Source organism: Bordetella holmesii (assembly GCF_020735985.1).
GTDB lineage: Bacteria > Pseudomonadota > Gammaproteobacteria > Burkholderiales > Burkholderiaceae_B > Bordetella > Bordetella holmesii.
Window position 1 is genome coordinate 1,267,622 of record NZ_CP085973.1, and the last position, 12,268, is coordinate 1,279,889.

Sequence of the window (12,268 nt, forward strand, 5' to 3'; positions counted from 1 at the left end):
CTGCCGCTACCCGCCACGTATCAGCGGCGGAGCCATGACCCGTAGTACCCACCAGGCAATGAGCGGTTTGTCGAGGTTGAGATACATGCGAAGGGGCACGGAGTCTGGCTTGATGGCCTGGTCGATGATCAGCGGATTATGGAACCCCGGCAGCCGGTGCAAGGCGAGCGCCAGGGCCGTGAGGACGAAGAGCGTGTGGCCGAATGCCGGGCAGCGACCGCGCTGCAGCTTCGCACTGGCCAGCAGTAAGGCGAACGCCAGCAAGGCCGAAGGTTCGAGCCAGTCTCGCCATGCGGCGCAGGCCAGTCCTGCCAACAACAGCGCCAGGGCTGGCCTGTACGCCGGCGGCCACCAGAGCAGGACGTAGGCCGGAAAGATCAGGATCCAGGGCAGGCAGGCAATCATGCAGGAGTCATCGGGAGCGTTGGCGCATTGTAGGCAAGGTGCGCGGTCGGGGCGAGGAGCGAAAAAAACGGCTCCCGTCTCAGGTGTTGCGGTGTAAGGTTGACGCATGCTCGGCATGCCGCCGGCTCAAAGGACACGCATGATGCATATCGCTTTGTTAATGATGGCCGCGGCGCTGTTGCCGCTGGTCGCTGCCATTGCCTGCAAGGCTGGAGGCACCGGATTTGACAACCGCGAGCCGCGCCATTGGCTGTCGGATCAGCAGGGCTGGCGAGGGCGCGCGAACGCGGCACAAGCCAATAGCTTCGAAGCCTTACCGTTCTTCTTTGCCGCCGTGTTGTTTGCGCTGTATAACCAGGCTCCCCGCGAGCAGCTTGTCGTGCTCATGGGGGCCTGGGTGGTGGTGCGTTTGGTCTATCTCGCCCTGTACGTGGGAGGCCATGGCACACTGCGCTCGCTGGCCTGGTTGGCAGCGCTTATCCTCAACATAGTTATCTTGTTTGCCGGCGTGCACTGAGCCGGCAACGGCTTATTGCCACTCAAAAATCGCGTTTGCGGTCCCGCTCGCACCGATATGCACGCCTTGCGTCTTAACCTGTCCGTTGGACGTGGCTTTGACGGTGTAATCGCCCGCCGGAAGATTGGCCAAAAGATAAGGGCCTTGCGAGACAGTCTTCAGGACGACTTTGTTCTGCGCATTGCTGATCTCGACCGGGATGTCGGCCAGATACTGGGCACTGCCGCCGGCGGCGCGTTGGGCAAACGTGAGCATCAGGCGGTACTGACTGGCTGCCGCCTTCATGGCGTCGGATTGCCCTTGGCCGATGCCGCCAGACAGAAAGCGCACATCGCCTTGCTGCTGGGCTTGAGGCAGACCGGACGGCGGCGATTGGGCCAGGCTGGCCCCGCTAAGAGCCATGAGGCTGGCGGTTATCAGGGCTGCTGCGACTACGTTGTTGCGGTTTTGCTTCATGGTCGGTACTCCTCAGATAAGGCAATCTTTACCGGGTCGATTACCCGTTGCCGATTGCACGCCGTGCGGGATCGCTTGCCAAGGCCAAGAGGCGCCAGCCTGGATGGCCGTTCTATCAGGCCGGATGCATAAGGGAAGGTGAGATCGGTTTCGCCGGCCACATGCGCCTCGGGCGTGAAGCGCCTTTCATGCAACTCGCCCACGCCATTATCACGCCATAGCAGCACCGTGGAGCACCGAGTGCCGTAGTCCGGGCTGACGATGAAAGGACTGCTCAGCAGCCGTTCTCGTGCCAGTGGCAGGCCGGTCCGGGGCAGGGCCGCGTCATCGGCCGGCTCGCGGTCGTCCAGCGCGGCAAACAGGGCCGGCAGGTTGGGTTGCGGGCTATGGGCCAGTACCTGCGCGACGGCCGTCTTCAGGCGCACCAGTTTGGGCCAGGGAGTATCCAGCAGGTGGTTCGATAATGCGTAAACGCCGGTGCTCAGATAGCGCGGCGCCGTGTCTCGATTGCTGTAGTACCAGGCTCCTTGATGATCGCCGACGATGAGATTGAAACCGTTATAGGCGCTTGCCTGGCGTGCCACGTCCATAAGGTAGTCGTGCGGCGCTATCGAACCGGCAAGGTAACGCTCGACCAGCGCGCCGCGCGACGGTGCATCGGCGACCTGGTGCCCAACTTCGCGGTAATTGGTGATGACGGCATAACGGCCGTTGTCGGCTGCGCCCATCCACGTGCCGCCCGCGCGCAGGTCGCGCCCGGCATACAGCCGAGGCTCGCCCGGCCAGGGGGCGGCCGCGGCCGTGGGACGGGCATGGAACTCATCGCGGTTAGCGGCGATGAGCACCGGGATGCAGGCCACCTGGTTCAAGGCGATGACGGCAAGGCACATATCAGCTGCGCACCAAGGGTGCCAGTTCGGGCTGCGCGATGCGGAAGTAGTCCTCCGTGCGCAGGAGGATGGAAGCATCCAGACGGCCGGCATTGAACACGATTTCATCGTGCCGCTGACGCAGCGTGGGATCAACGATCAATTGCAGTTCGGGATTGAAGGAGAACGGAGGGATGGCACCGATCTCGCAGCCGGTCAGTTCGCGCGCCAGATCCAGCGATGCCAGCGCGGCTTTCTTGCCACCTGCGGCGCGGGCGATGGCCTCCAGATCGGCTTGCGCGTCAGCCGGGAAAACCGCCAGCACGTGTTTGCGTTGCGTGGCGCTTATCTTGATGCGGCAGACCAGGGCTTTGGCGCCCTGGCTCACTTCGGTGCCGCGGATGGCCGCGACTTCCACGGACTTGCCTGCAGCCGGATGGCGGAGCAGACGAAAACTCACGGCATGCTTGGTCAGCAGGTCCTGCAATTGCTCAAAGACGTCCATGACGGCGTACGAAGGCGGATACAGCCTCCATCATACGCCCGCTTCGGCGGGGGCTTCATTCCACCAGCCGCCACCCAGCGCGTGCATGAGCGCGGCCGTATCGGTGTAGCGGCGGGTCTGGGCCTGGATACGGTCGCGCCGTGCCGAGAGTAATTGACGTTGCGCGTCGAGCAGGTTCAATTGGCTGATGCCGCCGACGTGGTACTGGTCGCTGGCGGTGGTGTAAACGGCCTCTGTTTGCGCTTCGGCTTGACGCTGCTGGCCGAGCACCTCGGCGTCGTGTTCCAGGGCACGCAGGCTGTCGGCCACCTGCTGCCAACCTTGCAAAACCGTATTGCGGTAGGCCGCGGCCGCGGCCTCGTAGGCGGCCTCGGCGCCGCGCTTGCGGGCCCGTAGTTCGCCGCCCCGGAACAAGGGCTGAGCCAGGCCCAGCCCGAGGTTCCAGATGTTGATGCCGTTGCCCAGGTCCCCTGCATGGGTGCGTTGGGTGCCGAAGCCGGCCGTCAGGGTCAGGCGCGGGTAGAGATTGGCCGTGGCCACGCCCACATCGGCCGCAGCGCGGCGCCACGCGGCTTCCGCAGCCAGGATGTCGGGACGCTGTCGCGCTAGCGCCGAGGGCAAGCTTACCGGCACTTGCTGCGGCAGTTTGAGGCTCGACAGCCTCAGGCCAGGATCGGACATGCTGCCCGGGTCCCGTCCAAGATACACGGCCGGTTGATGCGTGCTGCGCGCGAGTTCCTGTCGCAGCGTGGGCAACTGAGCCTGCGTCTGGGCCACGAGCGCGGCCTGCGCATGCCACTGCCGTTCGGCGACCGCGCCGGCGTCTAGACGCTTGCGGACGATAGTCAATTGCGACTGTTGGGCCTCGGCCAGGGCCGTGGCGGCCTCTAGCTCCTCGCGCAGTCCGGCTTGCCTGATGGCAGTCGTGACGACGTTGGCCGCCAGGGTCATGCGAGCCGCCTGCCATTCATAGGCCATGCGCTGCGCCTCGGCGACGTAGCCTTCGACAGCCCGCCTTTCGCCGCCCCAGATATCCAAGGTGTAAGACACCGCAATCGAGGCGTTATACAGGGCGAAAGGCTCGGGCTGCGGCACGTCGATACCCATGGAGGACGGGTCCACCCGTTGCCGCACGCCGGACAGCTTGGCGTCGACTGCCGGCAGCAGGCGCGAGCCGGCTTGTGCATTGGCGGTCTCTTGCGCTTGAACGAGCTTGGCGCGGGCCTGCGCCAGGGTGGGGCTGTCAGCCAGCGCCTGGCGCACGAGCGTGTCGAGGACCGGCGATCCGAACAATTGCCACCATTGGGCGGGCACATCCGCGCCCGCCTGCAGGGCTTGCGCGTCGCGGCCCTGGCCCACCTGGGCTGGCATGCTCAAGGGCGTGCCTTGGGGGGCGTGGGGGTGGAAATCCGGGCCGACGGCGCAACCGGCCAGCAGCACCAGCCAGGGCAATCGGGTCGCGAACGTAGCGTAATGGGGCATCGAGGCACTCAATCCAGGGTGCGGCGGTAAAAACGCAAGGCCAGGCCCATGACGACCAGCGTGAAAACAATCAGCGGCCAGATACTGGGCCACAGATCGATCCAGCCATTGCCTTTGAGCAAAATGCCGCGAATCAGCCGGTTGTAATAGGTCAGCGGCAGCACGTTGCCGATGGCTTGCGCCCAGGCGGGCATGCCCAAAAAGGGGAACATGAAGCCCGACAGCAAGAGATTGGGCAGGAAGTAAAACATCGCCAACTGCAAGGCCTGCAGCTGGTTCTGAGCCACCGACGACAAGGTGATGCCCACGGTCAGGTTAGCCGCAACGAAAAGCAGTGTCGTCAGATAGACGGCCAGCAGACTGCCTTCGAAGGGCACGTGAAAGACAAAACGGGCCGCTGCCAACGTGATCGTGGCCTGGATCAGGCCAATGGCGATGTAGGGCATGATCTTGCCGGTCATCACTTCCAACGGCGTGACCGGCATGGCGAGCAGGTTCTCCATGGTGCCGCGCTCACGTTCCCGGGTCATGGCCAGGCCGGTGATCATTACCAGCGTAAGCGTAAGCACCATGCCGATCAGGCCGGGAACGGTGTTGTATTGCGACACCTGCTCTTCGTTGTAGAGACGGTGCACCCGCACGTCGAAGGCAGCAGGCGCGCCAGCCAGATGCGCCCAGGGGCCGGTCAGGTCATGGCGTGGGACGCTGTCGGCCAGTTGCGCTGCCGCGCCGATGGCCATGCCCGTGGCCAGGGGATCCGTGGCATCGGCCTCGATCAGCAGGGCGGGGCGTTCGCCGCGCAGCAACTTGCGGGTAAAGTCCGGGGGGATAGTGACCACAAAGAGCACGTCGCCGCGCGCCAGTGCCTGCCGTGCGCTGGCTTCGTCAGGCAGCGTGTCGACGATTCTGAAGTAATCCGAGGCGGACATCGCCGAGAGATAACTGCGCGTGAACTCGCTCTGATCGGCGGCCAGGACAGCCGTTGGCAATTGCTTGGGGTCGGTATTGATGGCGTAGCCAAACAGTGCAAGCTGCACCAAGGGCAGTACGATGATCATGCCGAAGGTAATGCGGTCACGTCGCAACTGCAGAAACTCCTTGAGCACCATACTCCACCAGCGCGTCCAGGAGAAAAAGCGCCCTTGAGTACGCACGGCGCTCATGGTTGGCTCCCGAAGTTGTCGCTGGCTCGGCTCATCAGATAAATAAAGACATCTTCCAGGCTGGTTGGCACGGGCGCAATCGTCAGACCGCGGCGATGTACCGCGTCGCGCAGTGTCTGCTCCAACGGTCCGCCGAGCTGACCGCTGACGTGCAGCGCATTGCCAAACGCCACGGTCTGTGCGACACCGGGCTGGCCGCGCAACCACTGACCCAATGGCACCAGATCTGCTCCTCGTACCGCCCAGGTCTGCAACTGCTGGCCGGCGGTGATGCTCTCGGCCGTGCCTTGCGCCAGCATGCGGCCGTAGGCCAGATAAGCCAGTTTGTGGCAGCGCTCGGCCTCATCCATGTAGTGGGTGCTGACCAACACCGAAATACCTTGTGCGGCCAGGGAGTGCAGCTCTTCCCAGAAGTCGCGCCGGGCCGTCGGGTCAACGCCGGCAGTGGGTTCGTCCAGAAGCAGTAATTGGGGTTCGTGCAGCAGGCAAGCGGCCAATGCCAGGCGTTGCTTCCAGCCGCCTGATAGCGAACCCGCCAGTTGATTGGCCCGCCCCTGCAGGCGCAACTGCTCGAGCGCGTGGTCCACGGCCTGCCGACGTCGGGGCATGTCGTAGATACGCGCTACGAAGTCCAGGTTTTCACGGATGGTGAGATCTTCCCAATACGAGAACCGCTGCGTCATGTACCCCACGTGGCGTTTGATGCTGCCACTGTCACGCAGAATGTCGTAACCCAGGCAGGTGCCACTGCCGGCGTCGGGGGTGAGCAGCCCGCACATCATGCGTATGCAGGTGGTCTTGCCGCTGCCGTTGGGACCGAGAAATCCGTAGATCTCGCCGCGCCCGACTTGCAGTGACACTTGTTCGACGACCAGTTTGTCACCGAAGCGTTTGGTCAGCCCCTGGACGTCGATGACAGGGTCGGGCTGGGTCATGGCGCCGTCTCGTCCAGACGCACGTCCACCGGTTGGCCGGGATGCAGGCGAGTGGCCTGATCCGCCTGGGGGCGCGCTTCGACCAGAAAAACCAGTTTGTCCCGCACTTCGCGGCTGTAGATGACGGGTGGCGTGTATTCCGCCTGCGTGGCGATATAGCTGATGTGCGCCGGTATGGCGCCGCCGCAACCATCGCAGGCGATACTCAGCGGCTGGCCGACGCGCAGGCGACCGACTTGATCCTGTGGGACGAAAAAGCGCAGCTTGATGTTGCCCGGCGGCAGCAACCGTACCACCGGACTGCCGGCGTTGACCCATTCGCCAGGCCGGTACAGGGTGTCGAACACCAGGGATTGGGCGGGAGCCTGAACGCGTCGCTGTGCCAGGCTCCAGTCCGCCTGGGCCAGCGTCGCTGCGGCCGCTTGAACGTCGGCCTGTTGCGCCTGACGTTGCTGGTCACGGGCTGGCAGCGTGGCCACTTCAAGCTGGGCCTGCAACTCGCGGACCTGGGCACGATTGGCATTGGCGGAGGCGCGCGTATTGTCCAGCTCCTGGCGCGAAATGCCCCCGTCTTGATACTGGCGCGTGTCGCGCGCCAGTTGGGCATCGGTACGGGTCTGTTCTGCCTGAGCACGAGCGAGCTGGGACCGCACGACGGCGACCTCGGGCGGTCGTTTGCCGCTGGCGGTGTCGGCCAGTTGAGCCTGCGCTGCGGTCAATCGCGCCTGGGCTTCGTCGCGAGCCGCCGTTTCTTTGTCGTGATCCAGGGTAAACAGCAGACCTGCCTGGGGCACTTGCTGCCCCCGTTCGACATCGAGGCTGAGCAACCGTCCGGACTGGGTAGGCGCCACGGCGACGAAATCACCCTCGGCATAGCCCTGGAAAGCGGTGTTTGATTCGCGGCCGCAGGCGGCCACAAGGCCGCAGGCCAACGCCGCCGCGGCAAGGCGAGCGAACCGGGTCATGGGCGTAGGATCGGTCAAAGTCATGGGCGTCGGCGTCTGGAAGAGAAAAGGCCGTGCTCGATAAGCGCACAGGCGTGGGCGGAGATGGCGGTACGGTCCAGGGGCTGGTCCTGGCCCCAGACGCGCCGCCAGACCCCGGCGGTAGCCAAGGGCAACAGCGTTGTGCCCAGGATGGAGAGAAAAACCAGTCTGGGATCTATCCCCGGGTGGATCTGGCCTTGGGCCTGCGCCTGCGCGAGTTCTTGCGCAAAGGCGCGCAGTCTTTCGGTCGGTAGGTGGGCGAGGACGCGATCGCGCAACTCCCCGCCTTCGTTGACGACTTCCCGCATCCATAGCGGCGCAAGCCACGGGCGCTGGTCGGCGCACTCCATCAGCCTGGCCACGATGGTGCGCACCATCCCGCGCAGGGAGCAGACCTTGTCGGGCGGTGACCAGACGTATTCGATGAGAGGCACCAGGCGCTCGGCTACGACCGTGTCGAGCAAGGCGTCGCGATTGCGGAAGTAATAATGCACCATGGCCGCGGTCAGGCCCGCGGCCTGGGCAATGCGGGCAATCGTCGTTGCCGACACGCCGTGCTGCGCGAATAGGGCCGTGGCGGTATCGAGCAGAAGTGCACGCGTGGCGCCGGCGTCGGGGCGGGCAGGCCGTCCAGGGCGGCGCAGGCGTAGCGAGGCGGTTAAGGTCACCATGGACGCAAGTTTAATTAATGAATAAGTTAATTAAAAACGGATATATGTGACAGGATCCGGGCGCGCGGGCGCCTGCCTGGTGTAAAAGAGATCAAATCCATCAAGGAGTTCGCGCATGGCTGAACAATCCGCCTCCGTCAATCGCCGCATTCTGCTTGCCCGTCGTCCCCGGGGCGAGCCCCTGGAGAGCGATTTTCGGCTGGTGACCGAAGCCGTACCTCGCATTGGTCCGGGCCAGGTGTTATTGCGTACGGTTTATCTGTCGCTGGATCCGTACATGCGGGGCCGCATGAGCGATGCGCCATCCTATGCCAAGCCGGTGGACCTGGATCAGGTCATGGTGGGCGGCACGGTAAGCCGTGTGGCGGCCAGCCAGCATCCTGACTTTGAGGTGGGCGAATGGGTGCTGGGTCAAAGCGGCTGGCAGGATTGGGCGTTGTCGGACGGCCATGGCTTGCTCAGCTTGGGACGAGATCCACAGCAGCCCTCGTATGCGCTGGGTGTGCTTGGCATGCCTGGCTATACCGGCTATATGGGCCTGCTCGACATAGGGCAGCCCCAGCCTGGCGAAACCGTGGTGGTAGCTGCGGCCACCGGCGCGGTGGGTTCAGTGGTGGGGCAGGTCGCGCGCCTGAAGGGATGCCGCGCGGTGGGGATTGCTGGCGGTTTGGAAAAATGCCGATTTGCGGTCGAACAACCGGGCTTTGACGCCTGCCTGGACCACCATAGCCCCGACCTGGCGGACATGCTGGCAGAGGTGACGCCAGATGGCATCGATGTTTACTTCGAGAACGTCGGCGGAAAAATTTTTGATGCCGTCATGGGTCGCCTCAATCCGCGGGCGCGGGTGCCGGTCTGCGGGCTGATTTCGACTTATAACGCCACCGAGCTTGCACCGGGACCGGACCGGGTGCCCGCCCTCATGGGAACGATATTGCGTAAGCGCATCCGCATGCAGGGCTTCATCATCATGCAGGATTACCCGGACGGGTTCATCCCATTTCGCCAGGTGATGAGCCGTTGGCTCGAGCAGGGTGACGTCAAATACCGCGAAGACAGGATCGAGGGGCTGGAGGCCGCCGGTCGTGGTCTGATCGGCTTGTTGCGCGGTGAGAACGCGGGCAAGCGCATCGTACGAGTGGGAGACGACGCATGAGGATACTCATGGTGCTGACATCGCATGAGCGCCTGGGCGATACGGACCGCAAGACGGGTTTCTGGCTTGAGGAGTTTACGGCGCCGTTTTATGTCTTCAAGGATGCGGGGGCGCACATCACGCTGGCCTCGCCGCGCGGGGGGCAACCGCCGCTGGATCCCCAGAGCCAGGCCAGTCAGGCCCAGACCGAGTCCACGCGCCGGTTCGACAAGGATATACCCGCGCAGGCGCAACTTGCCGCCACTGAGCGACTGGCCGATATCCGGGCCGCGGATGTCGACGCGCTGTTCTACCCCGGCGGCCACGGGCCGCTATGGGATCTGGCCGAAAACCGCCACTCGCTGGATCTGATCGAGGCGCTGCTTGCGGCTGGCAAGCCGGTAGGGGCGGTGTGTCACGCGCCTGGCGTGTTGAGGCATGCCAAAACCTGCGGCGGAGAGCCGTTGGTGGCAGCGCGCAGGGTAACCGGATTCAGCAATGCCGAAGAGGCGGCCATGAAGCTGACTCATGTCGTGCCGTTTCTGGTCGAGGATGAACTCAAAAGGCTCGGCGCCGACTACAGCGCAGGACCGCAACCGTTTGCACAATACGTGGTGCGCGACGGTCTGCTGATCACGGGGCAGAACCCGGCTTCCTCAGCAGGCGCGGCGCAGGCCTTGCTGGCCGCGCTGGCGCGCGACTGAGCGAGGCCGGCTCAATCGGGCAAGCGGAACGTCGCGGCAACGGCCTCGAAGTCAGCCACCGTGCGCTGTTGCCAGGCGTCGTCCCGGTCGAGCTCCTGAGCCAGGATGCGCGCAACCTCGGGTGCGGCCACGCTGGCGGCCGCGGCATCCAGGAAGAGGGCACGATTGCGGCGCGCCAGCACGTCTTCGACCGATTGCGCCAGCTCGTGGCGGGCGGCATAACGTACATGCGCTTCAGTCAGCCCGCTGGCTTGGACCAGCATGCGGTCGGCGCCTGGCAGGGCACGCAAGGCCGGCAAATCGGTGCCGTAGTAGCTATCCGGTGTGCCTTGCGGCGCCAGCGGCCTGGCGTCGGCCGCCGGCGCACCGTGCAGGCGTAACTGCGCACTGCGGCAGGGTGCTTGCGGCAGCAACTGTTTGCTGATGGCAGTGTCCATCACATCCTGGGCCATCCGGCGATAGGTGGTCCACTTGCCGCCGGTGACCGTGATCAGGCCGCTTTTGGCAGTCAGGATGGTGTGTTCACGCGATAGCGACTTCGTGGAGGCGTCGCCGGTGGCCTTGACCAATGGCCGCAGGCCAGCCCAGACGCTGGTGACGTCCGCACGCGTGGGCTTGCGAGTCAGGTAGCGGGCGGCGGTCTCGAGGATGAAGTCCACCTCGCCGGGCATCGGGCGCGGATCAATAGGGAGATCCGTACGTGCGCTATCGGTGGTGCCGACGATGGTATGACCGTTCCAGGGAACCATGAAAAGCACCCGGCCGTCATCGGTTTTCGGCACCAGAATGGCTTGTTCGCCAGGCAGAAAATCCCGCGGCAGCGTCAAATGTACGCCTTGACTGGGGGCAACCATCGTTTGCGCGGCGGGGTCGTCCATACGGCGCACCGCATCAACCCACACCCCGGTGGCGTTGATGACGCACCGGCCGCTAACGGTGTGTTGGGTATCATCGATGGTGTCATGAGTCCGTACGCCGTCGATGCGGCCTTGTGCATCACGGGTCAGGCCGACGACTTTGACGTAGTTGATCGCGGTGCCACTCAGATCCAGGAGCGTACGCATCAGCGCTGTGGCCAGCCGAGCGTCGTCGAACTGGCCGTCGTAATACAGCACTCCTCCACGCAGCCGTTGGCCGTTGACGGCGGGCGCCAGCGTGCTTGCCCGTGCCAGGGTTTCGCGCGAGGATAGCCAGCGGCTGGGAGCCAGGTTGAGTTTTCCGGCCAACATATCGTAGAGCTTGAGCCCCACGCCATAAAAAGGTTGGTCCAGCATCGAATAGGCCGGGACCACGAATCCGAGCGGCCAGGCCAGATGGGGCGCGTTCCGCGCCAACAGTCCGCGTTCGTGCAGCGCCTCGCGTACCAGGCTGACGTTACCTTGGGCGAGATAGCGCACTCCCCCATGCACGAGTTTGGTGGCCTTGCTGGATGTTCCCTTGGCGAAGTCCGCGCCTTCAAGCAGCAGGGTCCTGAAGCCGCGGGAGGCCGCATCGACGGCCGTGCCCAGACCGGTGGCGCCACCACCAATGACAATGACGTCCCAAGGAGCGGAGGGCTCCAGGCGGGCGAGAAGTTCAGCGCGTGTGGGCGTGGCGTCGGAAGGGCGTGAGTTCATGGTTGCGAAGAAAGAGAGTCAGGGCGCATCGCCAGCGATATGGCAACGCACGCCCGCGTCGCGTAGGATTTGGGCCAGCGCGGGCTGCGGTTCTGCGTCGGTGAAAAAAACGGCTGATGCGGGCAATGGGTGCCAGCTCGACCATGGCCTGGCGCTGAAACTTGCTGCTGTCGGCTGCCAGCCATACTTCGCGCGACTGATCAATGATGGTCCTTGCGACCCGTACCTCACGAAAGTCGTAATCGCGCAAGGTGCCGTCGGCTTCGATACCGGATATGCCGATCAGGCCAATGTCCACCTTGAATTGCCGAATGAACTCGATCGTGGCCTCACCGGTAATCCCCCGGTCGCGCGGGCGCACGACGCCGCCGGCGACGATGACTTCGCAATCCGGGTTGTCCGATAGGATGTCGGCCACATGCAGATTATTGGTGATGACGCGCAGACCTCGGTGCCGCAGCAGGGCGCGCGCAATCGCTTCCGTGGTGGTGCCAATGTTGATGAGCAGAGAACATCCATCGGGCACGGCGCGCGCCACGGCTTCGGCGATGCGCCGCTTGCCCTCGGCGTGCAGACCCTGGCGCTGGCGGTAGGCGATATTCTCGATGGTCGATGCTTCGCTGCGCACGCCGCCATGAAATCTCGAAAGCATGCCGGCCTCAGCCAGCAGATTGACGTCGCGGCGCACCGTCTGCAACGTCACATCGAAGGCGCGCGCCAACTCTTCGATGGAGGCCGACCCCTGAGATCGGACCTGCTCCAGGAGCGCACTTTGGCGGGGGTTCAGTGTCATGGTTACATGATAAAACAACAAAAGCGAAAAC

Annotated in this window: 13 protein-coding genes and 1 pseudogene; 3 read left to right on the plus strand and 11 right to left on the minus strand. The window is 64.3% G+C overall.

Annotation, left to right across the window (positions count from 1 at the left end; all coding sequences use genetic code 11):
- Positions 1-6: 6 nt before the first annotated feature.
- Positions 7-405 (minus strand): hypothetical protein, encoded by a 399-nt coding sequence (locus tag LK440_RS06045; protein ID WP_005014242.1) that lies wholly within the window; start codon positions 403-405, stop codon positions 7-9.
- A 139-nt stretch (positions 406-544) separates the two neighbouring features.
- Here LK440_RS06045 and LK440_RS06050 point away from each other — a divergent pair, with 139 nt between their 5' ends.
- Entirely contained in the window at positions 545-922 is a 378-nt protein-coding gene (locus LK440_RS06050) for an MAPEG family protein (protein WP_017685904.1), read from the plus strand.
- Positions 923-934: 12 nt separating this feature from the next.
- Here LK440_RS06050 and LK440_RS06055 read toward each other — a convergent pair whose 3' ends face one another.
- Genes LK440_RS06055 through LK440_RS06090 form a run of 8 tightly spaced genes read right to left on the minus strand, consistent with a single transcriptional unit; the run spans position 935 to position 7,989 of the window.
- Positions 935-1,378 carry a carboxypeptidase-like regulatory domain-containing protein gene (locus LK440_RS06055; RefSeq protein ID WP_005014239.1) on the minus strand — a complete coding sequence of 148 codons (444 nt, stop codon included), beginning with the start codon at positions 1,376-1,378 and terminating at the stop codon, positions 935-937.
- A complete protein-coding gene (locus LK440_RS06060; protein ID WP_005014237.1) occupies positions 1,375-2,268 on the minus strand; it encodes an NRDE family protein in 894 nt (297 codons plus the stop codon). The genes LK440_RS06055 and LK440_RS06060 overlap by 4 nt, the downstream gene beginning before the upstream one ends.
- A gap of 1 nt (position 2,269) precedes the next feature.
- On the minus strand, positions 2,270-2,752 hold the full coding sequence (locus LK440_RS06065) for a YbaK/prolyl-tRNA synthetase associated domain-containing protein (RefSeq protein ID WP_005014235.1): 483 nt from the start codon (positions 2,750-2,752) through the stop codon (positions 2,270-2,272).
- Between the two features lie 30 nt (positions 2,753-2,782).
- A complete protein-coding gene (locus tag LK440_RS06070; RefSeq protein WP_005014231.1) occupies positions 2,783-4,234 on the minus strand; it encodes an efflux transporter outer membrane subunit in 1,452 nt (483 codons plus the stop codon).
- An 8-nt stretch (positions 4,235-4,242) separates the two neighbouring features.
- A complete protein-coding gene (locus tag LK440_RS06075) occupies positions 4,243-5,397 on the minus strand; it encodes an ABC transporter permease (protein WP_005014229.1) in 1,155 nt (384 codons plus the stop codon).
- Complete coding sequence (locus tag LK440_RS06080; protein WP_005014228.1) at positions 5,394-6,332, minus strand: ABC transporter ATP-binding protein; 939 nt, start codon at positions 6,330-6,332, stop codon at positions 5,394-5,396. Before LK440_RS06080 ends, LK440_RS06075 begins: the two co-directional genes overlap by 4 nt.
- Positions 6,329-7,321, minus strand: coding sequence for an HlyD family secretion protein (locus LK440_RS06085; protein WP_005014227.1), 993 nt, complete (start codon positions 7,319-7,321; stop codon positions 6,329-6,331). The genes LK440_RS06080 and LK440_RS06085 overlap by 4 nt, the downstream gene beginning before the upstream one ends.
- Positions 7,318-7,989 carry a TetR/AcrR family transcriptional regulator gene (locus LK440_RS06090; RefSeq protein ID WP_005014226.1) on the minus strand — a complete coding sequence of 224 codons (672 nt, stop codon included), beginning with the start codon at positions 7,987-7,989 and terminating at the stop codon, positions 7,318-7,320. The genes LK440_RS06085 and LK440_RS06090 overlap by 4 nt, the downstream gene beginning before the upstream one ends.
- A gap of 115 nt (positions 7,990-8,104) precedes the next feature.
- Here LK440_RS06090 and LK440_RS06095 point away from each other — a divergent pair, with 115 nt between their 5' ends.
- Both LK440_RS06095 and LK440_RS06100 read left to right on the plus strand, forming a co-directional pair.
- Complete coding sequence (locus tag LK440_RS06095; protein ID WP_005014223.1) at positions 8,105-9,145, plus strand: NADP-dependent oxidoreductase; 1,041 nt, start codon at positions 8,105-8,107, stop codon at positions 9,143-9,145.
- A complete protein-coding gene (locus LK440_RS06100) occupies positions 9,142-9,828 on the plus strand; it encodes a type 1 glutamine amidotransferase domain-containing protein (RefSeq protein ID WP_005014221.1) in 687 nt (228 codons plus the stop codon). Before LK440_RS06095 ends, LK440_RS06100 begins: the two co-directional genes overlap by 4 nt.
- Positions 9,829-9,839: 11 nt before the next feature.
- Here LK440_RS06100 and LK440_RS06105 read toward each other — a convergent pair whose 3' ends face one another.
- Positions 9,840-11,444, minus strand: coding sequence for a glycerol-3-phosphate dehydrogenase/oxidase (locus LK440_RS06105; RefSeq protein WP_005014215.1), 1,605 nt, complete (start codon positions 11,442-11,444; stop codon positions 9,840-9,842).
- A gap of 18 nt (positions 11,445-11,462) precedes the next feature.
- A pseudogene (locus LK440_RS06110) lies at positions 11,463-12,237 on the minus strand (DeoR/GlpR family DNA-binding transcription regulator).
- Positions 12,238-12,268 lie beyond the last annotated feature (31 nt).